The sequence below is a fragment of the Plantibacter sp. VKM Ac-2880 genome, assembly GCF_015351235.1.
Taxonomy (GTDB): Bacteria; Actinomycetota; Actinomycetes; order Actinomycetales; family Microbacteriaceae; genus Plantibacter.
The window spans coordinates 52,980-74,899 of the sequence record NZ_JADKSJ010000001.1 but is presented as its reverse complement, the minus strand read 5'-3'; the positions used below and the strand labels follow the sequence as shown (position 1 = coordinate 74,899).

Sequence of the window (21,920 nt, the reverse complement as noted above, 5' to 3'; positions counted from 1 at the left end):
AGTTATCCACAGGCAGAGTTGGTTGTGGAGACGAGTGGCCCTATCGTGGGTCATCGGCGTCTCGGAACAGCCGGGCGAGCAGGCTTCGAAGCCCTCGCCCGTGGCTCGCGAGTGCCGCGCGGCGGCCCGAATGTCCTCCGCCCCTGATACACCTGAATCGTCACCACCCGCTGCACCCGAGTCCACATCGAGAAGGGATGTCCACTTGTCGATCGCTCACCTCAACCGCTCAGAAGGCGGCGGTTCGTATGATGAGCCGCGGAGCAACGAGCGGGTCCCTCCGCACGATCTGCTGGCCGAGCAGAGCGCACTCGGCGGCATGCTGCTGTCGAAGGACGCCGTCGCCGATGTGGTCGAGACGCTTCGCGGTGTGGACTTCTACATCCCCAAGCACGAGGTCATCTACGACGCGCTGCTGACGCTGTACTCGCACGGTGAGCCGACGGATGTCATCACCGTCACCGATGAGCTCGTCAAGACGGGCGAGCTGTCGCGGGCCGGCGGTGCCGACTACCTGCACACGCTCACGAGCCTGGTGCCGACCGCGGCGAACGCCGGCTACTACGCCCGCATCGTCGCTGAGCGCGCGCTGTTGCGTCGTCTGGTCGAGGCCGGCACCCGGATCGTGCAGATGGGCTATGCGGCGGAGGGTGAGGCCGTCGAGCTCGTGAACTCCGCACAGGCGGAGATCTACGCCGTCTCCGGCAACCAGGAGGTCGAGGACTACGTCCCGCTGACCGACGCGGTGAGTGCGGCGATCGACGAGATCGAGGCTGCGAAGCACACCGACGGTTCGATGACCGGTGTGCCGACGGGCTTCCGTGAGCTCGACGAACTGACGAACGGTCTGCACCCGGGTCAGCTCATCATCGTCGCCGCTCGACCCGCTATCGGTAAGTCGACGCTCGCGCTCGACTTCGCCCGTGCGGCGTCGGTCCACTACAACCAGCCGTCGATCTTCTTCTCGCTCGAAATGGGTCGCAGCGAGATCGCGATGCGTCTCATGAGTGCGGAGGCGTCGGTGCCGCTGCAGCTCATGCGTAAGGGAACGGTCGATTCGCAGGACTGGACGAAGATCGCGCAGGTTCGTGGCCGCATCAACGACGCCCCGCTCTACATCGACGACAGCCCGAACATGACGCTCGTGGAGATCCGGGCGAAGTGCCGTCGGCTCAAGCAGCGTGTGGGGCTGAAGATGGTCGTCATCGACTACCTGCAGCTGCTCACGTCGGGTAAGCGTGTCGAGAGCCGCCAGCAGGAGGTCTCGGAGTTCTCCCGTGCGCTGAAGCTCATGGCGAAAGAGCTCCAGGTCCCGGTCATCGCGCTGTCACAGCTGAACCGTGGTGCGGAGCAGCGTGCCGACAAGATGCCGGCGCTGTCCGACCTCCGCGAGTCGGGCTCGATCGAGCAGGACGCCGACATGGTCGTGCTCCTGCACCGTGAATCCGCCTACGAGAAGGACAGCCCGCGTGCCGGCGAGGCCGACCTCATCATCGCCAAGCACCGTAACGGCCCCACCCGCACGATCACCGTCGGCTTCCACGGCCACTTCAGCCGCTTCGCGGACATGGCGCCGGGGCAGTAGGGCGAGTAGGTTCCAGGTGAACATGACCTATTCCGCGGATAGGTGGCAGACGTTTGGCAAATATGTCATGTCCCACGGAATCAACCCGCACCCTGCTGGGAAACGATCGGCCGCCAGGGCGTGCGTACACCGCTCGATCAGGCGCTGCGACGGGTGAGGACGAGCGCCCCCCGAGACCGATGAGCGCGGTGCCAGAGGCGTCGAGGCTGATGCGTGCTCGGCGTCGCTGGAGCCCGCGTCGAGCAGTGGAATGACGGCGAGCACCCCGCACTCGACCGCCGGGCAGGCCAGGAGGAGATGGCCTGCCCGGAAGCGGCGGGTGAGGACTGGCGTGAGCGCCGCGGCCACGAGTGCGCCGACGGCGAGCGAGACCTTTGCGCTCGTGATCAGACCTTTATTGTTGCAACTCATTGATCTTGGGCGGCCGCCTTCACAATGGTTCTAAGCTTCACATGGCTGGCATAGTGGAGGGATATCGTGAAGATCAGTGAACTGTCGAAGAGAACCGGGGTCGCTCCGCGCCTGCTGCGCTACTACGAGGAGCAGGGGTTGATCGCACCCCGCCGTCTTGACAACGGCTACCGCGAGTACGATTCGTACCTCCTCGAGCGGGTGGTGAAGATCCGCGGATTGCTCGATGCGGGGATCCCGACCCGCATCATCGGGGACATGCTGCCGTGCTTGGATCAATCGCAGGAGATCGTTGTGACCGACCCTGATCCGGAGCTGAAGGCCGTGCTTGTTCGAGAGCATGAGCGGATGGCGGAACGCATTCTGTTCCTGCAGCACAGCCATGAAGCGCTCACTCGCTACCTCGAGGCGATGGATGTCGCCGACGGGCACCCTCGCTCGCTCGCTTCCTAAGGGGTCGATGCCGACAGGGGGGATCGGTGTGGGCTCACCGCTCTCGTTCGTGAGTCGTTGTGGTCCGCCTTCGGCGAACAACGCAACACCGATTTGACTTTCACATAGATGTGAAGGTCCGAAGATGTGTCTATGACACTGACGAACAATCGGACTTGGGCCCTGGAGGCTCCAGGAGGACGACCCGCGCCGAGTCCGGAGGCGTTGCGGCGGACCATGGCCGGGTTCCCGACGGGAATCGCGGTCGTCGCAGCACACGTCGAGGGTCGGGTTGTCGGGATGCCCGCGAACTCGCTGGTCTCGGTGTCTCTGGACCCGCCATTGGTCTCCATTTCGTTCGCTCGAACCTCGACCACCTGGCCGGCACTTCGCCGCGCCCCGCACTGGGGCATCAGCATTCTCGAGGAGGGCCAGGAGCCAGTCCTCCAGCGTCTCCGCAGATCAGCTGACGAGCGCTTCGATGACATCGACCTGGACATCGGCGATGACGGGCAGGTGCTCCTGCAGGGCAGCCTCGCGACGCTCACTGGCACCCGATACGCCGAGGTCGACGCCGGCGACCATGTCCTCACGCTACTCGACGTCCGCCAACTCGACCGGGGCACCGCCTCGCGCCCGTTGGTGTTCTTCGACAGCACCATCCACCAGCTCGCTCACTGACCCTCGAACGGAGAACCCCTGATGTCTTCACACAACATGTTGCTGGGTATGCAGTTCGGCAACGGATACGGCGCTCAGGTGACGTCGTGGCGCGCGCCGAACGTCAACCCACGGAACTACACCGACTTCGACGCCATGGTGCGCTACGCCCAGGCTGCCGAACGCGGGAAGATCCAGTTCCTCTTCCTCCCCGACACCCCTGCGCTCTCGAGCGATCTCACCCGTGAAGCGCCGCAGATGACGCTCGATCCGCTCCTGACCCTTGCGGCCGTCGCCCGGGCCACGGAACGGATCGGTCTGGTCTCCACCGGGTCCACGACGTTCACCGAGCCGTACAACCTGGCGCGTCAGTTCAAGGCCCTGGACGTCATGAGCCACGGCCGCGTCGGTTGGAACCCGGCCACGACCAGCGACCCGAACGCCGCTGCGAACTTCGGGCAGCAGATCGCCGAACGCCCAGAGCGCTACGGGCGAGCCCACGAGGTGATCCAGATCGTGCAAGCACTGTGGGGAAGCTGGGAAGAAGACGCGTGGATCGCGAATCCGTCATCCGGTCACTTCGCTGACCCGGCGAAGGTCCGGCCCGTGAACCTGCAGGGTCAGTACGTCGCCTCTCGCGGGCCATTGCCGATCCCGCCCTCCGAGCAGGGACAACCCGTGCTGTTCTCAGCCGGCGGCGGTGACTACGGCCTCACGATCGCCGGGCGCTATGCGTCTGGCGTGATCGGGTCGACGTTCTCCATCGATGACGCACGTGCCCAGCGGGAAGCGGCGCGTCGAGCCGCCTCGGACGCGGGCCGCAACCCCGACGAGATCAAGTTCTTCGCCGGGATCATGCCCGCGATCGCACCGACCGTGCGGGAGGCCGTCGATCGCCGACTGGCGCTCGGGGTGGACACGTTCCCGCAGCGTGTTCCGTATCTGGGGCAGATGCTCGGCTTGCGTCTCGACCCACGCCGGATCGACGACCCGCTGACCGACGACGAGCTCGACGTCGCCCGCGCCAATCCCTACGATCCGCGCGCACCCCGAGCGCTCGAGATCGCCAGGCAGGGCTGGACGATCCGGGAGATCCTCGCCCACGGCGTCATCGACTACCACCCGACACCTGTTGGCCCTGCCTCCGTCACCGCGGATCACATGCAGGAGTGGTTCGAGGCCGGTGCCGTCGACGGGTTCTGGGTCTCCATCGACACGTACGAGGACGGCATCGACACCTTCGTCGACCAGGTCGTTCCGATCCTCCAACAACGGGGCCTCTTCCACGACGACTACGACGGCTCCACGCTCCGCGACCATCTCGGTGCCCCGCCGCAGTACGGCCTCGATCCCCGCATCACCGGAACCTCAGACCAGGCCTGACCCCTCGCGCCGCACGAGCCGCGATCCTGGCGACGATTCTCCAGCCGAGATGTCGTCGCCGCCGACCGGATACCGGCCCTCACCAGCGCCTTCACCCTTTGCCTTCACTTGGAGAACACCACATGACCAATACGACCTCGGCCGAACCTGCGGCGTCGCCGCCGTCCACCAAACCATCCCGCATCGAGCGGCTCGCCCCGGGGAGCGCCCTCGTCATCGGCCTCCTGATGGGTTCGACGTTCCTCGTCCTCCTCAACGAGATGCTGCTGGGCGTCGCACTGCCAACCCTGATCACCGACCTCGGCATCACCCCCTCGACCGGCCAGTGGCTCACAACGGGCTACCTGTTGACGCTGGCCGTCCTGATCCCCGCCACCGGCTACGTGATGCGACGCTTCCACCTGCGGACGATCTTCCTCACCGCCCTGACGCTCTTCATCATCGGCACCGCGATCGCCGCTGTTGCTCCCGGCTTCGGCATCCTCCTCGCCGGCCGGATCATCCAGGCTGCGGGAACCGCGGTCTTCGTGCCACTGCTGATGACCACCGCGATGCGACTGGTCCCCGAATCGCGCCGAGGCAGCATCATGGCGCTCGTCACCGCAGTGCCGGCGCTCGCTCCCGCCCTGGGCCCAGGAATCTCTGGACTCGTCCTGTCGTTCCTACCGTGGCGCTGGCTGTTCATCCTCGTCCTGCCTCTCGCCGCCATCGCACTCGTGCTGGGGGCCATCAAGTTGAAGAACATCACGACGCCGGAACCGGCCACGCTCGACGTTCTCTCGCTGCTTCTGTCCGCGCTCGGCTTCGGCTCCCTCATCTTCGGGCTTGCTTCGATCGGAGAGTCCGCCTCCGGCCACGCACTGCTCCCACCAGCGCTCCCGATCGTCATCGGCATCATCGGCGTCGCCGCCTTCGCCTACCGCCAGATCACACTCCGCCGCCGCGGCGGCGACCCGTTCCTCGACATGCGGATCTTCCGAACCAGCTCGTTCGTCGTGCCGCTGCTGATCATGGTGTTCATCGGCCTGAACGCCTTCGGCATCGGCCTCGTCCTCCCACTCGTCCTCACCGGAACACTCGGACTGGACACCCTCTCGATCGGGCTGTTCCTCGTCCCCGGCGGTGCGGTGATCGCAATCGTCTCCGCAGTGGGCGGACGGATCTACGACCGTTTCGGCCCCCGGCCACTCATCATCCCCGGTGGCATCATCTGGGCCGCGAGCATCTGGTTCCTCAGCACACTCAACGACACCCACAGCGTCTGGATCTACCTCGCGACGTACCTTGTCGTCTCCGCCTCCCAAGCGATGATGTGGGCTCCCATCACCACCCTCGCCCTGTCGTCGCTCCGCGCCGAGCTCTACCCCTACGGAAGCGCCGCATTCACCACAGCCCAGCAACTCGCCGGAGCCGCCGGTGGTGCCATTCTCGTCTCCGCCTACACGATCGGCGCGAACGCAGCACACGTCGGCTCCCTGTCTGTCGCGCAGACCGTTGACGCAGGTCACGCTGCGTTCACCACAGCGTTCTTCGTCGCCCTCGCCGCAGTGCTCGGCACCTTCTTCCTCGTGAAGCGCCGACAGGCACCCGCGGAAGCCGCGGCTCAATGAGGAGCCCGCAGCCTCCATCGCGGCGGCCCGCTGCACACTCCCGGCTAACGTCACTCGGTGATGTAAGGCAGGGCGCACAGAGCCAGAGGCGCGGCGGAGTCCGTCAGGCGGTGTCGGGACTCGGGCTCCCCACCTCAGCCATCACGAGTGGGATGAGTCCGGGGGACCGTCGCTCGAGCTCCTCGGTGCGGACTCCGTCCAGCCGCAGCTCGCCGAGCTCCTCGCCTCGGCAGGACCGGAGACCATCGTCGTCGACACGTCGAACTACTACCCGCAGTTCATGGGTCCGGTCGCGGCCGTCGACGAAGGCAAGGCGGAGACTGTCTGGAGCCAGGAGCAGCTCGGTCGCCCCGTCGTGAAGGAGTGGAATGCAGCTCTTGCTGAGACGCAGCGTGAACGAGCCCTGCCCGTGGGTGCTCCGGACCGCGTGGCGATCCCTGTAGCCGCCGACTCGGAGGCGCATCGCCGGATCGTGATGGGACTTGTCGAGGAGACGGGTTTCGACGCCCTCGACGCTGGCGTTCTCGCCGAATCCTGGGGGCAGCAGCCGGGTACTCCGGCCTATTGCACGGAGCTGGGGCTCGAGGATCTCGAAGCAGCTCTCGCTGCCGCCGATCGCGATTCACAGGCACCGACGCGCTGATATCAGCACACCAACAACCGCCCGCCCGACAACGGCGGATCAATGAAGGAGGACGTCATGGGACGTTTGGACAACAAGGTCGCGATCATCACCGGGGCCGCCGGAGGACAGGGAAAGGTCGAAGCCAAACTGTTCGCAGAACAGGGCGCGCGGGTCGTGGCGACAGACCTCAACGACGCGCTCCTCGCAGAGTCCGTCGACGAGATCAACGCGGAGATCGGTTCGAACGCGGTCATCGGGGTGCGCCACAACATCGCCGTTGAGAGCGATTGGGCCGACGTCGTCGCGAAGGCCCTGGACGCCTTCGGCACCGTCGACATCCTGATCAACAACGCCGCGATCCCGGGGAAGACGCGCGACGACGTCTGGGACATCGATCCCGCCGAAGTGACCCGCATCCTCGATGTGAACATCACCGGGACGCTCCTGGGCATCAAGGCGGTCATGCCCACGATGCAACAGAACGGTGCGGGTTCGATCGTCAACATCTCGTCCGCAGCCGGCCTCGTGGGCGGGATCAGTGGCGGATCGGTCGCCTACTCGTCGACGAAGGGTGCTCTCCGTGCGATCACGAAGGAGATCGCGCTCGACGTCGCCGCAGCGGGGGTGCGCGTGAACACGCTCTACCCAGGCCTCATCAACACCCCCATCATGCGGTCGTTCTCGAAGGAAGTCACCGAAGCCGTCCTCGCGAAGATCCCCGTCGGCTTCGCCGCCGAGCCGATCGACATCGCCTACGGAGTGCTCTACCTCGCCAGCGACGAGGCACGATTCGTCACCGGCACGGACATCGTCATCGACGGCGGCTACACCGCCCAGTAAGGAATCAACGTGATCAAGCACATCGTTCTCTTCCGCGTCACGGAGGGCACACCGCAGGACCGCATCGAGGACGCCATCCAACGTCTCGAAGCTCTCGTCGGCGTCATCCCTGGGCTGCGGTCGCTCGACGCCGGAATCGACATCGGAGTGGCGGGCAACATGAGCTTCGGACTGGTCGCCGAACTCGACGACCGCGAATCGTTGGATGCGTTCTCGACCGACCCACGGCACATGGAGGTCGCGCTGTCCATCCTCGAACTCCGGAGCGAAGCGGATATCGCCGTTCTCGATCTCGAGGTCTGACGACATGCGGAAGGGGCCCGACGCGTTTGCGTCGGGCCCCTTCCGCATGTCAGGAATCCGCTTTCGCCTGCTTTGCTCAGAACTGGCGGGCGGCCACGTCCGGCCGGTGGGATGCGGCGAGGAGTTCGCGCAGGCGGTCGGCGGAGAGCGGAGCGCCCTGGTCGGCGAGGTAGTCCTCGCTGAATCCGTTTCGGCTGGAAGCGTAGATCGCCGTGTAGGCGCCCGACTCCGGTTCGAAGGTCCACGATTCGGCGAGCGTGCCAGCATCGACTGCGTCGAAGCCCAGGTCCTGCACCATGGACGCGGCAGCCACCTTCGCGTCGGCGTCATCTCCTGCGATCGGCAGGGCCGTGCGGGGCTCTGAGGCGGCCAGGAGGGGGATGTGGTGCGCGACGATGTTGTTGAACGCCTTCACGATGCGTGTCTCCGGGAGGAGGGTCTGCTCGTACTCGGCCGTCGTCGCCTCGAGGGAATCAAGTTGCGCGATCCGTCCGTCGCGGGACGGGTAGTAGTTGCCCGTCGAGAGGATCGTCCGGCCGGTGAGTGCCGCCACCGGCAAGTTGGCATACGCAGCGAGCGGTACTGCGAGCACCGGGATGTCACTGAACGCGACTGCCTCCTGAACATCGCCGGCCTGTGCGCGGGGACCGAGTTCCGCGACAAGGTCTACGAGGGACTTCGGCCCTCGCGAGTTGGCGATGAGGACGTCGTAGTCGGCCGCGACTGCGAGTCGAGCGATCGCCGCTCCGATCGCTCCGCTGCCGATGATGCCGATGCGCTTCATGTGGTCCTCTTTCTTGGGTTGGGGCGTGTTCTTGGTTGTCCGGCCGGTCTATGAGAACCGTCGACATCTCGATCGCGTCGTGGTGTCGTGGCCTGGGAAATCAGGTGCAAACATGCGTCTCACGGGCCTGGATGTGTCGTGCTCGCGGGTGCCCTGCCCATTCTCGATGCTTCACACTGATGTGAATGTCAAATCGAGTCGGCGTCGATGAAACCCTGCGTCGCGACGGAGCCAGACGTGACCGTCGCAGCACCGAACGAGGGCGACAGCACCGCCACGGGCTGGCCGTCGGCTTGACCATCGGCACTGTCATCATCGCAGCAGCAGCAGCAGTCGGCACGACACTGCTGATCCGCCGCATGCGCCGCTGAGCAACACTGTTCGAGGGTCTGCCGTGCAGGCACTCGAACAGGCTTGAAGCCATCTCAGCTCGAGGCGCCGGTCTGGTGGCGGTAGAGCGTTGCTCTGCTCCAACCGACGAGTGCGGCGGCTTCTGCTGCGGTTCGGCCGCGATCGCGGGCTTCGGTGACGATCGCGAGCTTCTCGGCGATGATGTCGGGATTCACGGGCGGGCGCCCAAACCGGGTGCCTGATTCGCGTGCTGCGGCGATACCAGCGTTCACGCGTTCGACAATGAGTTCGCGCTCGTACTCTGCCAGGGTGGCGAGCATGTGAAGCATAAGCCGGCCCGTCGACGTCGCGGGGTCGATCCCATCTGAGAGCGATCGCACGTGGATGCCGCGACCGCGGAGGAGCTCAACGTGTGGTGAACGCGCAGCTGGAACGCTTGTATGCACGTTCCGTGAAGATCCAGCGACGTATGCCTAGAGACCGACGAGCCGTAGGAATCGAGCGTTCGTTCGGCGACAGGCGGTCAGAACGGTCGACGGCCGTGGGCTCGTTCAAAGGCCCGGAACCAGCGTGCGCGCGCTATCGCGACAATGAGCATGAAGACTCCGGCGCCGCCCGCGATGACGAAGATGCCAAGGCCCACCACCACGACGCCGGTGGAGCCACCACCTATCGCTGTCAAGAAGAAGCAGAAAGCCATCACCAGCAGAAACGACCCCAGCAGCGCCTCACTGAGCGGAGTCCTCAGGGTCATCCGATACGGCCCGGAGGGTCGATTCGTACTCATCCACGGGAAGGGTTCCGGCGGCAGGTCGTTCGGAGGTGCTGTGGGAGGGTGGTTGCTCATGGGCTCATCTAAGCAGCGCCGTGGCCGATCAGCCGGGGTTTCTGGGCTCGACCATCTGGCCAGTGCCCGGTTGCTCAGTTGGGACACTGCCTCTCGTATTGTGCGCGGACGCGGCGGTTGGGGTGCCCGATGGGCAAGAGAAACGCGAACGCGCCAACGCCACGAAGCGGTCAATGACGCTTTCGCGCCGGCAGGCCTCACGCCCCGACCCGGCTCTCCCTGCTGCGCACGGCGTAGACGGCGGGGGTCACCGAGAAACGAGTTCGGAACGCCCCGATGAAGCCGCCCACCGACTCGTAGCCCACGGCTGGCGCGACGTCCTGCACCGCGGTACCCCGCACGAGCATGCCCGCCGCAGTGTGCAGGCGCACGCGCACCCGCCACTCGCGGAAGGTCCACCCCGTACCGTCCACGAACGCCCGAGCGATCGTCTTCGGGCTGACACCCGCATCCGCGGCCCATTCGTCGAGCCCGCGCGGGTCCGCAGGGTCGGCCATCAGGGCCGACGCGATGGCACGCGCGCGGGGCTCACGAGGGAGGGCCAACGCCTCATCGTCGCGAGCGGCCGACGACAGCAGATCGACCAGGAGTGACCAGCAGCGCCACCGCCGCGGGCCGGTCGGGGCAGCGTCGACCAGGTGCAGGAGCAGCGCGCCCGCGAGGTCGTCGACCACGACGGTCCGTGCGCCGTTCCAGCGACCACCTCGAGGTCGGAGCACCGGATCGGCATAGACGCAGATGAGTTCTCCCGGCTCACTGAAGCGCATCTCGTGCACCATGCCCGCCGGGATCCAGGCGAGGTGATCGCGACGCAACTGCCGGTGATCGCCGAGCAGCACCAACTCCATCGAGCCGGAGCTCATCCACGCCAGCTGGTCCTCCTGATGCGAGTGCTCGTCGAACCGGGTCGTCGCGTCGACGCGAGAGCGCGAAACGCGGAATCTCCCCAATGTCTCTTCGGCGTCATCGATGGCGTCGAAGAGGCCGGTGTCACGGTCCAGATGGTCGTGAACAGACATGCGGCTGTCTCCTTCCGAGCATTCCTGTCCACTCAGAGCGATGGCGCAGAAGATTAGGCAAGGCTAACCTGACGGACGTCATCCCACCACTCGAATCGATGAAGGACCCCATGATCGTCCCGAAGCTCCACCGCGCCACGACAGCCGCCCGCCTGCTCGCCGCGGTGAGCGCCCTCGCCCTCGTCGGCGTCGCACTCACCGCCTGTTCGAGCACCGCCGCGGCAGTCGCGGAGAACCCGAACTACACGACCGAACCCAGCGACACGTTCCCGGTGACGATCGAGCACGAGTACGGAGAGGCGGTCATCCCGTCGGAGCCGCAGCGGATCGTCGTGGTCGGCCTGACCGAGCAGGACATCCTCCTCGAGCTCGGCGTCACCCCGATCGCGACGACCGAGTGGTACGGCAAGCAGCCCTTCGCGGTCTGGCCGTGGGCCACCGAGCTGCTGGGCGACGCCGAACCGACCGTCCTCAGCACGACCGACGGCTTGGAGTACGAGAAGATCGCGTCGCTCAAGCCGGACCTGATCATCGGCACGAACTCCGGCATGACCGAGGAGAACTACGAGAAGCTCGCCCAGATCGCACCGACCGTGACCAACGAGGAGGGCGCCGGGCTCTACTTCGCCGACTGGCAGGACCAGACGAGGACCGTCGCACGGGCCGTCGGCCGCTCGGCAGAGGGCGAGGCGCTCATCACGGGCGTCCAGGAGGCCTACGCGTCAGCCGCAGCGGAGCACCCGGAGTTCGCGGGCCTCACCGCGTCGTTCTCGCAGGGTGGGCCGTGGGACGGCAACATGTGGGTGTACCCCGACGGTCTCAACACCGACTTCCTGACGGATCTCGGGTTCACGATCACGCCCGGGCTGGAGCAATACGTCCCGAGCGAGGGCGGTCAGGCGCAGATCGCCGCCGAGAACATGGGCGTCATCGATGCCGACGTGATCGTGTTCGCGACGGAGTCGCCCGACGCCGTCCAGGAGGTGCTGGACTTCGGGACCACCTCGAGCCTGAGCGCCGTGACCGGCGGGCACGCGGTGTTCACCGACGACGTCCTCGCCGGCGCGATCTACTTCCTCACCCCCCTCAGCCAGAAGTACGTCCTCGAGAAGCTGGTGCCGCGCCTGGCCGATGCTGTCCGCGGTGAAGCTCCCCAAAGCACCGACGGCTGAGCCGTCCGTGACCTCGCGCACCTCGCACGCGCGTCGGTTGCGGGGACTCGGGATCGCGGTCGCGGGACTCGCGGCCGCGATCCTGCTCAGCGTCCTCGTGGGTTCCCACCCCATCGGCCCGGCCGAGGTGTGGCATGCACTCACGACGCCCGACGGCTCCGTCACCGACCTGGTCGTCCTCGACCTGCGGATCCCCCGCACGGTGGCGGGGGCCGTCGTCGGCGTCGGGCTGGGCGTCTCGGGCGCCCTGATCCAGGGCCTCACCCGGAACCCGCTCGGCGACCCCGGCATCCTCGGTGTCGATGCAGGCGCGGCGCTCTTCGTCGCGATCGGCGTCGTGCTCGGTGCGCGCACGCCTGTGCAGTACCTCCCGTTCGCGTTCGTGGGCGCCCTGCTCGTGACGGCCGCCGTGTACCTGATCGGTTCAGCAGGGCGAGGCGGGGCGGACCCGGTCCGGCTGACGCTCGCCGGTGTCGCCCTGGCCGCAGTGCTCTCCGGCATCACGACCGCGATGATGCTCCTCGATCCGGTCACGTTCAACACCCTGCGCGGATGGAACGCCGGTTCCTTCGTCGAGCGCGGCTACGACGTCGTCCTGCCGGCGCTGCCGTTCGTCGTCGCCGGCGTCGTCATCGCGCTGTACAGCGCACGGTCGCTGAACGCGCTGGCGCTCGGCGACGATCTCGCCTCCTCACTCGGTTCACGCCTCGCGAGCACCCGTGTCCTGTCGATCGTCGCGATCACCCTGTTGGCGGGCGCGGCGACCGCCATCGCCGGGCCCATCGGCTTCGTCGGTCTCATGGTGCCGCACATCGCGCGCTGGATCGTCGGCCCCGACCAACGATGGATCATCGCCTACTCGACCCTGATCGCGCCGACCGTGCTGCTCGGATCCGACGTGATCGGCCGGGTCATCCTCTGGCCGAGCGACGTCCCGGTGGGCATCGTCACCGCGTTCGTCGGCGCGCCCGTGCTGATCCACCTCGTGCGGCGAGCGAAAGCGAGCGCGCTGTGAACGGGGTCGACGCAGGACCCCGCACGATCGCCTGGCGGTGTCGCGGGCTCTCCCTCCGCTTCCGTCTGCGCACCGTCGTGGTGTGCAGCGTGTTCGGCGGCGTCGTGCTCGCCCTGGCGTTGCTCGCCCTGTGTCTCGGCGACCTGCCCCTGTCCGTCGGCGAGGTCGCATCGGCGTTCCTCCGCGGCCAGGGCGACCTGGTGCAGACGGTCGTGCTCGAATGGCGCCTTCCGCCGGTCATCGCAGCCGTCCTCTTCGGTGCAGCGCTCGGACTCTCGGGCGCGATCTTCCAGTCCCTCACCCGCAACCCGCTCGCGAGCCCGGACATCATCGGACTCACCGCGGGATCGTACGCCGGGGGCCTCGTCATGATCATCCTGGTCGGCGCAGGTGCCGGGTCGGCCGTCGTCGCGGGCGGTGCCATCGGCGGTGGTCTGATCGCCGCGGCTCTCGTCTACGTCCTCGCCTACCGCAGGGGCATCCAGGGGTTCCGCCTCATCGTCGTGGGCATTGGCGTCTCGGCGATGCTCCAAGCGCTCAGCTCATACCTCGTGTTGCGGGCGAAGCTCGAGGTCGCGATGCTGGCCTCCGTCTGGGGCGCCGGCTCGTTGAACTCGGTCGGCTGGGCGCATCTCCTCCCCGCGGCAGCGGTGATCGCGGTCGTCGTCATCGCTCTCGGCACGCTGGGCGGGTCGCTCCGCCAGCTCGAGCTCGGCGACGACGCGGCGAAGGCCCTGGGGTCGCGGGTCGAGCGCTCGCAGCTCGGTCTCGTGGCATGCGCCGTCGTCCTGACAGCCGTCGTCACGGGAGCAGCCGGCCCCATCGCGTTCGTCGCCCTTGCTGCCCCGCAGATCGCGCAGCGGATCACCCGCACGGCCGGTATCGCGCTGGTCCCGTCCGCCCTCCTCGGGGCCGTCGTCCTGCTGGCGTCCGACATCGTCGCGCAGCATGTGCTGCCCACCTCGCTCCCGGTCGGTGTCGTCACCGTGGTCGTGGGTGGCTGCTACCTCATCTGGCTCCTCATCCACGAAGTGCGGAGGAGGCGGTAGGTGACGGAACAATGCACGCTACTGGGCGTTCGTAGCGCAGTCGCCGGGTGAACGGCTGGTGTCCGATCGTGTATTCATGACGTCGGGTACGCTGACCGCCGACCCGAACACGTGCCGGTGCCACCTCGCGGGTTCTGGGGAGTCTGGCCGGCTGACGCTCACTACCCGCGGTTCGCGCTGCGCGGCTGCCGCCTCGGCACGGTTAACCTCCTCGCGGGCCCGGAACTCTCGCCGTCGATCGACCCTGGGCGACGACCATGTGCTCCACCCGGAAGGGTTGCGGGAACGACTTACGGAAGCTATCTTCCTATAAACACGTTCTGCTGAGGTTGGAGAGATGATGACTCGCAAGAAGATCCTGGTGCTGCTCGCGTCCGGGCTGGTGGTCGCCGGCGGACTCGGCGGCGTCGCGGCGCAGGCGGTGGCGAACGCCTCGGAGATCAGAGCGGCATCGACCGCGACCTCCACAGAGACGCCGTCGGCATCGCCCACCGCGACGCCGACCGCGACCCCCACGACCCCGACGCCGACGACCCCGCCGGCCGCGTCCACACACATCGACGAGTTCTACCTCCAGGACCTGTGGCTGCGATTCCGTGAGGCGGGCCAGGTCGCGATGGCGTCCTGCATGGCGGAAGCAGGGTTCGGATTCGACCAGACCACCTTCGACGGGATGCCGCCGGCACTCAGCGAAGCCGATCAGGCCGCGTGGCAGACCGCCGCAGAGCCCTGCCGGGAGGTGCGCGACGCCGCCGTAGCCGCAGCCGAGGCCGCCTACGTCCCGACCGAGGAGGAACGTGCGACGGCGTTGGCGTTCGCGACGCAGTACCAGGGCTGGATCGATGCGATGCGCTCGTGCATGGCCGACCGCGGACACCAGTTCGTCGGCGCCGTCGACCTGACGCTGCAGGTCGGCCCGTACCCCGAGGGTCAGCAGGCGACCGGGATGCCCGACGGACTCTCTCCTGACGAGGCCCACCAGTGGCGACTCGACTCGTCCGGCTACGACTCCAGCTACCCCGAGTCTGAGCAGAGCACGTGGGAGGCGTCCTGCGGAGCTGTCGCCGACGCCGCCTACGGAGGCCCCGGGCACTGACCGGGCTCTTGTCGGCCACAGCTCGCGATCGGCTGCGACGCGCATGTCGGAACACCATCCCGCAACCGGGGTCGACATGCGCGTCGTGGTCGCGCGGCACCGCCATCACCGGGTTCGGCATCCGCCTCGCCGTCGTGCGATGAGCTGCGCCTCCTGACGATCCGAGTCTCACCACCGGCATCCGGGGCCCTCGAATCATCCCTAGGCTTGAGCGATGCGCAACCTGCTTCGATTGGACGATTGGTCACCGGCGGACGTCGAGGAGGTCTTCCGGCTCGCCGACGCCTACCGTGACGGTTCCGGACCGACCTTCGACGGATCCGCCGTCATGTTCTTCCCGCCGACGAGTCTGCGCACACGTGTCTCCTTCGAGCGTGGGGCCGCGTTGATGGGACTGCAACCGATCGTGTTCCCCAGCGAGACCCTCGACAAGTCGGAAGCGCTCGCCGATGTCGCCCGGTACCTGGAGCCCTGGGCCGACGTCCTGATCGTGCGGCACGGCGACATCGACGTCCTGGAACAGTTGGCCGAAGCGGCAGCGCTCCCCGTCGTGAATGCAATGACCGACGTCAACCACCCCTGTGAAGTGCTGTCGGACCTCTACGCCATCCGTGAGCGAAGCGAGCTCGACGGACAACGGTTCCTCTTCGTCGGCGGCGACGGCAACGTCGCCAGGGCGTGGCAGGAGGCCGCGCAGATGCTGGGCCTCGATCTGACGCAATGCTGCCCCGTTGACCTCGCTGTTCCCGGTGCGGTGTGGACCGACGATCTGGACACGGCTGTCCGCACCGCCGACGTCATCCTCACCGACGGGTTCGGCGAGCACGCGGCGGAGTTGCGGCCCTACCAGGTGACCGCCGCCCACCTCGACAGTGCTCCGGCAGGCGTCCTGTTGAACCCTTGCCCGCCGTTCACGCGCGGCGAGGAGGTCAGCGCTGACGCCGACGAACACCCCGCGTTCGTCGGGCACCGGTTCAAGGCGGCACTGCTCCCCGTCCAGCAGGCGATCATGGCTTTCGCCATCGGATCGTCCTGAGGGGTCGTTCAGCGGCGGGCCGGGCGAACGGCGCCCCCGGCGAGCACGAGGAGCGCGCTGGCCGGCACGGCGAGCACGGCCATCCCCGCGGCCGAGAGGGTGCGGCGGTTCGCGCAGACGTCGTAGGGCGGCTCCGAGGTGTCCGTCGAGAGGATCCCGCGAGCGACCATCCGGTCTTCGCCAGTGCCCAGATCGCGTGGCCCGCCGGCGACGACCACGGACGAGCACACGGTCGTGTATCCGGGATGATCGTCGCCGTCGACCCGTTCGTGCACGGTCGACGGGAGGAACGCGAGCACTCCCATCGCTACGACGGACGCCAACCCGACCGCGAGCAGCACCCACCACGAAACCGAACGTCGAAGCTTCCCCGTGTCGTCCATGCCGGTATTGTCGCGCATCACCTATCCCTAGTCGTCATCGCAACGACTCGACGGGATAGCCAACAATTCAACGGCCGCTTCCTCTCGCCAGGCGGACGGACAACGTTCTTGCTCCATGCGAAGACTCCGTCAGCGTTGTCACAAGATTGGCCTGTGAGGCTCCGAGCGGCCGGAATGGCCTGCATTCGAACGAGTAGAGTCACCCCATGAGTTCTTTCGGCCGCGTTATCGGTGGCGCTTACCTTGACGCCGGCGTTACGACCGCGACCTTCGGAAGCGATCTCGTGATCCAGACCGGTATCAAAGGGCGCAAACTCACGTCTGAGACGATCGAGTCTTGGCAGGAGATTCCGGTCGAAGTGAAGGACGGGGCCTTCACCGCGATGGGGAAGGCTGCGGCTGGAGTTGCCCTTCCTGGTCGGTTCGGCAGGGCGGCGTCAGCTGCCGTGGGAGCGGCATTTGACTCGAAGAAGCCCGACCATCACGTACGCGTCGTCTGGAACGACGGCAAGCAGTCCCTCTTGAAGCTGCCGGAGTCGCTCTTCACGCACCTCGATCTGGTTCTTTCGGATCATCGCCTTGCCGATGCCGAGCCGAAAGTCGTTTCGCGGCCGGAGTCGGATGAAGCGCAGCCCACCATCGTGGACAAGACCTTCGACCTGGTATCAGGCCTGGTCAAGGATCGTTTTCCCGCACAGCCGCAGGCCGTGACCGAGGTCTCGACCCCTGCGGCTCAAAGCGACATAACCGAGCAGCTTCATAAACTGGGTTCTTTGAGAGATGCAGGCATCCTTACCGATGCCGAATTCACATCGAAGAAGGCTGAGTTGCTCGCCCGGCTCTGACCTATCGCTGGCAGTTCGGAAGATTGAGCCGAGCTTACGATTCCACGAGTCGAGGGCTTCAGGCGGCTTGTGCCTCGCATGGTGGGCCAGGCGAACGTCCGCCTCGGTCCCGGTTACCTATTGAACACCCGCCGTACGCGGCGCTGACGTCATCCTCGCCGACTGATTCGGCGAGCGCCCGCCCGCGCTGTAGCTCCACCGATTGACCGCTGCTCCATCGGTCGGCCTGCTCAAGGGGCTGTGCGGAGTCGAGTCATCCGCGATCGGATCCGCTCGTCGAGGTCTTCGAACTCGTCGAGCACGTCAGTGACGGCGAACACCCGGTCGCGCTTGCGGTTCGTGACCTCGGCGATGACCCGAGACGCTTCGAGTTGTTCGATGGCCCGGTACACCGCCCGATCCGCCAGCCCCGAACGTTCGGCGAGCTGCTCGGCATTGAAGACCGGCATGGCCACCAGTACGTCGAGGAGGAGATCGGCGGTGCTCCCGGCACGTACGCCGGTCTCCTGGCGCCAGGACTCGGCGTAGCGAGCGAACGACCTCGCGGTTCCGCGAGCCTCCCGGGCCGCGACTTCCACGCTGAGAGCCACATCGGTGATGATCGCCTCGGCGTCCCCCGCCCGGTAAGCGGTGAGGAGTTGGAAGTAGTGGTCGGTGTCGGCCGCGAGTGCCGATGCGATCGGCAGCACGGTTCCCGGAGTCACGCCACGCCTGCGAAGCACCGCACCGATGAGGGCTCGGCCGATTCGACCGTTGCCGTCCGTGAATGGATGGATGCTCTCGAACTGCGCGTGCACGAGAGCAGCTTGGGTGATCGGATCGATGTCCTCTCGGTTCGCGAAAGCGAGAAGATCGGCGAGATAGTCCGCCACGAGTTCCGGGGGCGGAGGCACGTAGAGTGCATTGCGCGGTGAGAAGTGTGATCCGCCGATCCAGTTCTGGACATCGCGCACTCGGCCCGCGTAGCGACGTTCTTCGGGGTCGTCCTGCATGAGTAACTCGTGCGCATGGAGCACGTCGTCGAGGTCGATGGTCGTTTCGGATGCGCTGATCAGTGCGGTGATGGCACTGCCGGCAGAAACCATCGACACCGCAGAGGAATTCTCCTTCAGGCCGCCGAGGGCGCGCGCGAACGCGGTGGTGCTGGCTTCAACCTGTTCGATGCGCGAGGACGCTACGGATTCCATTCGAATCAAGAAGCCGGCTAGCGGCTGCAGCGCATTGCCGGCGACGCGCTCGAGTTCCTCGGTTTCGTATCGGGCGCGGAGGAGCTCGCGCGGCGTCGTCTGTGGAACGGTAAGGCTGGCGATGTGCGGCGGCAACGACACCGTGATCTCCGTGAGCATGCGGTCGTCACGGTTGCCGCGCCTGCCGGTGGCTTGCCACGCGACCGTGCGGAGTTCATGCTTCGGCCAACCGTTCACGTAAACCTGTCTCTATCGCGCAACGTAGTGTCACTTAACACGTATAAGTGACACTATCAGGTGAGTTGGCGACAAGCACGTGGCCGACCCGTGACTCAGTGAGTCAGCGCAGGCGTGCTCCCACCCCATCCGCAGAGCCGGCGGACGCGGCGTCGAGCAGCTCAAGCACGTGGCGGTAGTCCTCGCCGGTCGCTCGGGTCATGCCGAGTTCGCAGGTGCGGTTGCACGACGCGTGCGCATCGGCACCGATGGCTGCGACCTCGGCGGCCTCGGCCTTCGTCGCCGATGCGGTGAGCTCCGGGTGCAGCATGCCGCGGTCGCCCGCGAACGCGCAGCAACCCCAGTCGTCGGGCACATGGACGCGCTCGGCGACGGCCTCGCCGATCAGCACCAGGTCAGGATCGAGCCCCATCTGCCGTGAGGAGCAGGTGGGGTGCAGGACCAACCGCTCGATGCGGGCGTCGACCTCGACCCGCGGCAGGATCTCGCGAGCGGCGAACGCCACCGCATCCTCCACCACGACGCCACTCGCGCTGAGCAGCTTCGCGAAACCCTCCGTGCAACTGGACGCGTCGCTCACGACCACCAGACCACTGTCGGCGACCGCCGCTCGGACGCGCTCGACCGTCCGCTGCTCGTTCACGGCCGCCCCGGACGCGAAGCCCTTCGACGACCACGGCGTCCCGCAACAGATCGACTCGACACCGTCGGGCACGACCATCTGCAGGCCCGCCCGCTCCAAGAGCCGCGTGAAGGCGCCCATGACACCGTCGCCGCCGTCCGCCGCACCGAACATGCTGTTGACGCACGCCGGAACGTAGATGCCGACCGTGGGGCCGTCCGTGGCACCGACCGTCCGACCGAGCGCCTTCCGCGAGCGCCCGCCGCCCGGCAGGTCGCCCGAGTACTTCGGCACGGTGTCCGCGCCGAGCACGGCCCTGGCGACATCCGTCACCGCGCCGACCACGGGAGCAGGCAACAACTTGGCGCCCGAGAGCGCGACCGAACCGATCCTCGTGGCTGGCCCCCAGCCGACAGCTGCCGCCTTCCACCCCGCGGCGGGGACCGGAGCCGCATCCTCGCGCCGCAGCCGCTTGACCAGGGCACCGGTGTTGATCTGGACCGGGCACGCGGTCTGACACATGCCGTCGACCGCGCAGGTCTGCACGCCGGCGTAGTCGTAGTCGTCCGCCAACTCCGCGGCGAGTGCGAGGTCGCCGCGGGCGCGGGCGGACTCCTCGGCCCGGCGCACGACGATGCGCTGCCGCGGCGTGAGCGTCAGGTCGCGACTCGGGCAGACGGGCTCGCAGTACCCGCACTCCACGCAGCGGTCCACTTCCTCCTCGACCGTCGGCTGCAGCTTGATCCCGCGGAGGTGCGCCTCGGGGTCCTCATCGATGAGCACGCCGGGGTTCATCACACCGGCCGGATCCACGAGCCGCTTGAGCTCGAGCATGACGCCGTACAACTCGTCGCCGTACTGCCGACGGACGTACGGTGCCATGGCGCGCCCCGTGCCGTGCTCCGCCTTCAGGTTGCCGCCCGCGTCGAGGACGAGGTCGACCATCTGCTCCGTGAACGCCAGGAACCGACCGAGCGCGGCGTCGCCCTCGAAGCGGTCGGTGAGCATGAAGTGGATGTTGCCGTCCTTCGCATGGCCGAAGATGACCGAGTCGCGATACGCGTGCTGCTCGAAGAGCTCCTGCAGGCTGGCGCAGGTGTCGGCGAGGGCCGCGGTGGGGACGACGATGTCCTCGAGCAGCGCCGTCGTGCCGGAGGGACGGGCGCCGGCGACCGAGGCGTAGAGGCCTTTGCGGAGGGCCCACGCACGCGCACGCTGCGACGCGTCGCTGCTGAACGCCACCGGCGCATGCACGTCGAGGCCGTTGAGGAACGTTCCGCCGGCGGTCGCACGGTCCCTGAGCTCCACGGCATCGCCGGACCGGTACTCGACGAGGAGGGCGGCGTGATCCTGCGGCGTGAACCCCTGGATCTCCGCCGGGCTGCCCGGAAGTCGCTGTCCGACCGTCAACGAGGTCGCGTCCATGAGTTCGAGCGTCGCGGCGCCGGACGCCACCAGCTCCGGCAGTGCGCGCGTCGCCGCGTCGAGCGAGGGGAACACGGCCAGCGCCGTGGACACCAGCGGGAGGACGGGGACGGTGCGGAAGGTCGCCTCGGCGACGAACGCGAGCGTGCCCTCCGAACCGATGAGGAGGTGCTGGAGGACGTCGACGGGGGAGTCGAAGTCGAGGAAGGCGTTGATCCCGTAGCCCATGGTGTTCTTCAGCGAGAACTGCCGCTCGATGGACGCGACCGACGCCGGGTCGGACCGGACGCGCCGCTGCAGCCGTTCGATGCCCTCGGCGAGCTCCGGTTCGGCGTCGTGCAGCTGACGGTCGGCCGCGGGATCGGCCGTGTCGATCGTCGTGCCGGACGGGAGCACGAACACCATCGACTCGAGCGTCCGGTAGGTGTTCTCGTTGATCCCGCAGGCCATGCCGCTCGAGTTGTTCGCGATGACACCGCCGATCGTGCACGCCACCTCACTCGCCGGGTCGGGGCCGAGCCGGTAGCCGAGTCGCGTCAACCGGGCGTTCACCTGGGCCACCGTCGCCCCGGGCTGCACGCGGACGCGCTTCCCGCCGTCGAGGACCTCGATGGACTTGAACCGCTGCCTCGTGTCGATGACGAAACCGGAGCCCGACGCCTGGCCGGAGAGGCTGGTACCACCGGACCGGAACGTGACGCGGGCGGCGGAACGGCTCGCCGCCCGCAGGATCGCGGCGACCTCGGCCGCACTCTCCGCGATGACGACGGCCTCCGGCGTGAGGAGGTAGTGCGACGCGTCACCGGCGTAGGCGGCGCGGTCGATCGCGCGGGTGCGGATGCGAGCCGGATCGCCGACGGCCTCGCCGATGGCCTGGGTGGCGGGGGATGGGACGGTGGTCGGGTGGGCCACGAGGCTTCCTTCTCGAGATCGGGCGTCAGCGGCGTGCGGGGATGCGGGTGCGGGAACGCGACGCCTCAGCTGGATGGAGCGTCGTCGGCCA

Annotated in this window: 20 protein-coding genes and 2 pseudogenes; 15 read left to right on the top strand and 7 right to left on the bottom strand. The window is 67.3% G+C overall.

Annotated features, from left to right (window positions below; translation table 11 throughout):
• Positions 1–211: 211 nt before the first annotated feature.
• The 8 genes from dnaB (at position 212) to ITJ57_RS00370 (ending at position 7,849) form a co-directional block, all read left to right on the top strand.
• Entirely contained in the window at positions 212–1,585 is a 1,374-nt protein-coding gene (gene dnaB / locus ITJ57_RS00405; protein WP_369796480.1) for a replicative DNA helicase, read from the top strand.
• A 477-nt stretch (positions 1,586–2,062) separates the two neighbouring features.
• Positions 2,063–2,449, top strand: coding sequence for a MerR family transcriptional regulator (locus ITJ57_RS00400; protein ID WP_194668368.1), 387 nt, complete (start codon positions 2,063–2,065; stop codon positions 2,447–2,449).
• Positions 2,450–2,581: 132 nt separating this feature from the next.
• The gene (locus ITJ57_RS00395; RefSeq protein ID WP_370582098.1) at positions 2,582–3,109 is read left to right on the top strand and encodes a flavin reductase family protein; all 528 of its coding nucleotides are present in this window, start codon (positions 2,582–2,584) and stop codon (positions 3,107–3,109) included.
• Between the two features lie 21 nt (positions 3,110–3,130).
• Positions 3,131–4,471, top strand: coding sequence for an NtaA/DmoA family FMN-dependent monooxygenase (locus tag ITJ57_RS00390; RefSeq protein WP_194668366.1), 1,341 nt, complete (start codon positions 3,131–3,133; stop codon positions 4,469–4,471).
• Positions 4,472–4,593: 122 nt separating this feature from the next.
• Entirely contained in the window at positions 4,594–6,081 is a 1,488-nt protein-coding gene (locus ITJ57_RS00385; RefSeq protein WP_194668365.1) for a DHA2 family efflux MFS transporter permease subunit, read from the top strand.
• A gap of 280 nt (positions 6,082–6,361) precedes the next feature.
• Positions 6,362–6,724, top strand: coding sequence for a hypothetical protein (locus tag ITJ57_RS00380; RefSeq protein WP_194668364.1), 363 nt, complete (start codon positions 6,362–6,364; stop codon positions 6,722–6,724).
• Between the two features lie 57 nt (positions 6,725–6,781).
• Positions 6,782–7,546, top strand: a complete 765-nt coding sequence (locus tag ITJ57_RS00375; RefSeq protein ID WP_194668363.1) for an SDR family NAD(P)-dependent oxidoreductase — start codon at positions 6,782–6,784, stop codon at positions 7,544–7,546.
• 9 nt (positions 7,547–7,555) lie between these two features.
• Complete coding sequence (locus tag ITJ57_RS00370; RefSeq protein WP_194668362.1) at positions 7,556–7,849, top strand: Dabb family protein; 294 nt, start codon at positions 7,556–7,558, stop codon at positions 7,847–7,849.
• 76 nt (positions 7,850–7,925) lie between these two features.
• Here ITJ57_RS00370 and ITJ57_RS00365 read toward each other — a convergent pair.
• A pseudogene (locus ITJ57_RS00365) lies at positions 7,926–8,648 on the bottom strand (NADPH-dependent F420 reductase); the annotation flags it as partial.
• 170 nt (positions 8,649–8,818) lie between these two features.
• Here ITJ57_RS00365 and ITJ57_RS00360 point away from each other — a divergent pair.
• Positions 8,819–9,004, top strand: coding sequence for a hypothetical protein (locus ITJ57_RS00360; RefSeq protein ID WP_194668360.1), 186 nt, complete (start codon positions 8,819–8,821; stop codon positions 9,002–9,004).
• Between the two features lie 54 nt (positions 9,005–9,058).
• Here the strand turns inward: ITJ57_RS00360 and ITJ57_RS00355 are convergent.
• The 3 genes and pseudogenes from ITJ57_RS00355 to ITJ57_RS00345 all read right to left on the bottom strand — a co-directional run.
• Positions 9,059–9,394, bottom strand: a pseudogene (locus tag ITJ57_RS00355) (recombinase family protein); the annotation flags it as partial.
• Between the two features lie 113 nt (positions 9,395–9,507).
• The gene (locus ITJ57_RS00350) at positions 9,508–9,831 is read right to left on the bottom strand and encodes a hypothetical protein (protein WP_194668358.1); all 324 of its coding nucleotides are present in this window, start codon (positions 9,829–9,831) and stop codon (positions 9,508–9,510) included.
• A 197-nt stretch (positions 9,832–10,028) separates the two neighbouring features.
• On the bottom strand, positions 10,029–10,850 hold the full coding sequence (locus tag ITJ57_RS00345) for an AraC family transcriptional regulator (protein WP_194668357.1): 822 nt from the start codon (positions 10,848–10,850) through the stop codon (positions 10,029–10,031).
• 110 nt (positions 10,851–10,960) lie between these two features.
• Between ITJ57_RS00345 and ITJ57_RS00340 the strand changes: the two genes are divergently transcribed.
• The 5 genes from ITJ57_RS00340 to ITJ57_RS00325 all read left to right on the top strand — a co-directional run bounded on the left by ITJ57_RS00340 (position 10,961) and on the right by ITJ57_RS00325 (position 16,218).
• Complete coding sequence (locus ITJ57_RS00340; RefSeq protein WP_194668356.1) at positions 10,961–12,022, top strand: iron-siderophore ABC transporter substrate-binding protein; 1,062 nt, start codon at positions 10,961–10,963, stop codon at positions 12,020–12,022.
• Positions 11,985–13,037, top strand: a complete 1,053-nt coding sequence (locus ITJ57_RS19215; protein ID WP_370582355.1) for a FecCD family ABC transporter permease — start codon at positions 11,985–11,987, stop codon at positions 13,035–13,037. The genes ITJ57_RS00340 and ITJ57_RS19215 overlap by 38 nt, the downstream gene beginning before the upstream one ends.
• A complete protein-coding gene (locus ITJ57_RS00335) occupies positions 13,034–14,086 on the top strand; it encodes a FecCD family ABC transporter permease (protein WP_370582096.1) in 1,053 nt (350 codons plus the stop codon). The genes ITJ57_RS19215 and ITJ57_RS00335 overlap by 4 nt, the downstream gene beginning before the upstream one ends.
• Before the next feature lie 337 nt (positions 14,087–14,423).
• Positions 14,424–15,182: a hypothetical protein gene (locus tag ITJ57_RS00330; protein ID WP_194668354.1), complete on the top strand. Its 759-nt coding sequence runs from the start codon at positions 14,424–14,426 to the stop codon at positions 15,180–15,182.
• Between the two features lie 214 nt (positions 15,183–15,396).
• Positions 15,397–16,218 (top strand): ornithine carbamoyltransferase, encoded by an 822-nt coding sequence (locus tag ITJ57_RS00325; protein WP_194668353.1) that lies wholly within the window; start codon positions 15,397–15,399, stop codon positions 16,216–16,218.
• 8 nt (positions 16,219–16,226) lie between these two features.
• Here the strand turns inward: ITJ57_RS00325 and ITJ57_RS00320 are convergent, their stop codons facing one another.
• Positions 16,227–16,601, bottom strand: a complete 375-nt coding sequence (locus tag ITJ57_RS00320) for a hypothetical protein (protein WP_194668352.1) — start codon at positions 16,599–16,601, stop codon at positions 16,227–16,229.
• A 206-nt stretch (positions 16,602–16,807) separates the two neighbouring features.
• On the opposite strand from ITJ57_RS00320, the gene ITJ57_RS00315 reads away from it, so the two are divergent.
• Positions 16,808–17,446 (top strand): SHOCT domain-containing protein, encoded by a 639-nt coding sequence (locus tag ITJ57_RS00315; RefSeq protein ID WP_194668351.1) that lies wholly within the window; start codon positions 16,808–16,810, stop codon positions 17,444–17,446.
• 230 nt (positions 17,447–17,676) lie between these two features.
• On the opposite strand, the gene ITJ57_RS00310 is transcribed toward ITJ57_RS00315, so the two are convergent.
• The gene (locus tag ITJ57_RS00310) at positions 17,677–18,870 is read right to left on the bottom strand and encodes a Fic family protein (RefSeq protein WP_370582095.1); all 1,194 of its coding nucleotides are present in this window, start codon (positions 18,868–18,870) and stop codon (positions 17,677–17,679) included.
• 103 nt (positions 18,871–18,973) lie between these two features.
• Positions 18,974–21,829 (bottom strand): FAD-binding and (Fe-S)-binding domain-containing protein, encoded by a 2,856-nt coding sequence (locus ITJ57_RS00305; protein ID WP_194668350.1) that lies wholly within the window; start codon positions 21,827–21,829, stop codon positions 18,974–18,976.
• Between the last annotated feature and the right edge of the window lie 91 nt (positions 21,830–21,920).

What these genes read in the sequence shown, in the direction of transcription:
- ITJ57_RS00380 (WP_194668364.1), top strand. Translation starts at nt 6,362, where the DNA reads ATGGGTCCGGTCGCGGCCGTCGACGAAGGCAAGGCGGAGACTGTCTGG.
- ITJ57_RS00330 (WP_194668354.1), top strand. Translation starts at nt 14,424, where the DNA reads ATGATGACTCGCAAGAAGATCCTGGTGCTGCTCGCGTCCGGGCTGGTG.
- ITJ57_RS00325 (WP_194668353.1), top strand. Translation starts at nt 15,397, where the DNA reads ATGCGCAACCTGCTTCGATTGGACGATTGGTCACCGGCGGACGTCGAG.
- ITJ57_RS00385 (WP_194668365.1), top strand. Translation starts at nt 4,594, where the DNA reads ATGACCAATACGACCTCGGCCGAACCTGCGGCGTCGCCGCCGTCCACC.
- ITJ57_RS00375 (WP_194668363.1), top strand. Translation starts at nt 6,782, where the DNA reads ATGGGACGTTTGGACAACAAGGTCGCGATCATCACCGGGGCCGCCGGA.
- ITJ57_RS00345 (WP_194668357.1), bottom strand. Translation starts at nt 10,850, where the DNA reads ATGTCTGTTCACGACCATCTGGACCGTGACACCGGCCTCTTCGACGCC.
- ITJ57_RS00340 (WP_194668356.1), top strand. Translation starts at nt 10,961, where the DNA reads ATGATCGTCCCGAAGCTCCACCGCGCCACGACAGCCGCCCGCCTGCTC.
- ITJ57_RS00395 (WP_370582098.1), top strand. Translation starts at nt 2,582, where the DNA reads ATGACACTGACGAACAATCGGACTTGGGCCCTGGAGGCTCCAGGAGGA.
- ITJ57_RS00350 (WP_194668358.1), bottom strand. Translation starts at nt 9,831, where the DNA reads ATGAGCAACCACCCTCCCACAGCACCTCCGAACGACCTGCCGCCGGAA.
- ITJ57_RS00360 (WP_194668360.1), top strand. Translation starts at nt 8,819, where the DNA reads ATGTCAAATCGAGTCGGCGTCGATGAAACCCTGCGTCGCGACGGAGCC.
- ITJ57_RS00315 (WP_194668351.1), top strand. Translation starts at nt 16,808, where the DNA reads ATGAGTTCTTTCGGCCGCGTTATCGGTGGCGCTTACCTTGACGCCGGC.
- ITJ57_RS00390 (WP_194668366.1), top strand. Translation starts at nt 3,131, where the DNA reads ATGTCTTCACACAACATGTTGCTGGGTATGCAGTTCGGCAACGGATAC.
- ITJ57_RS00320 (WP_194668352.1), bottom strand. Translation starts at nt 16,601, where the DNA reads ATGGACGACACGGGGAAGCTTCGACGTTCGGTTTCGTGGTGGGTGCTG.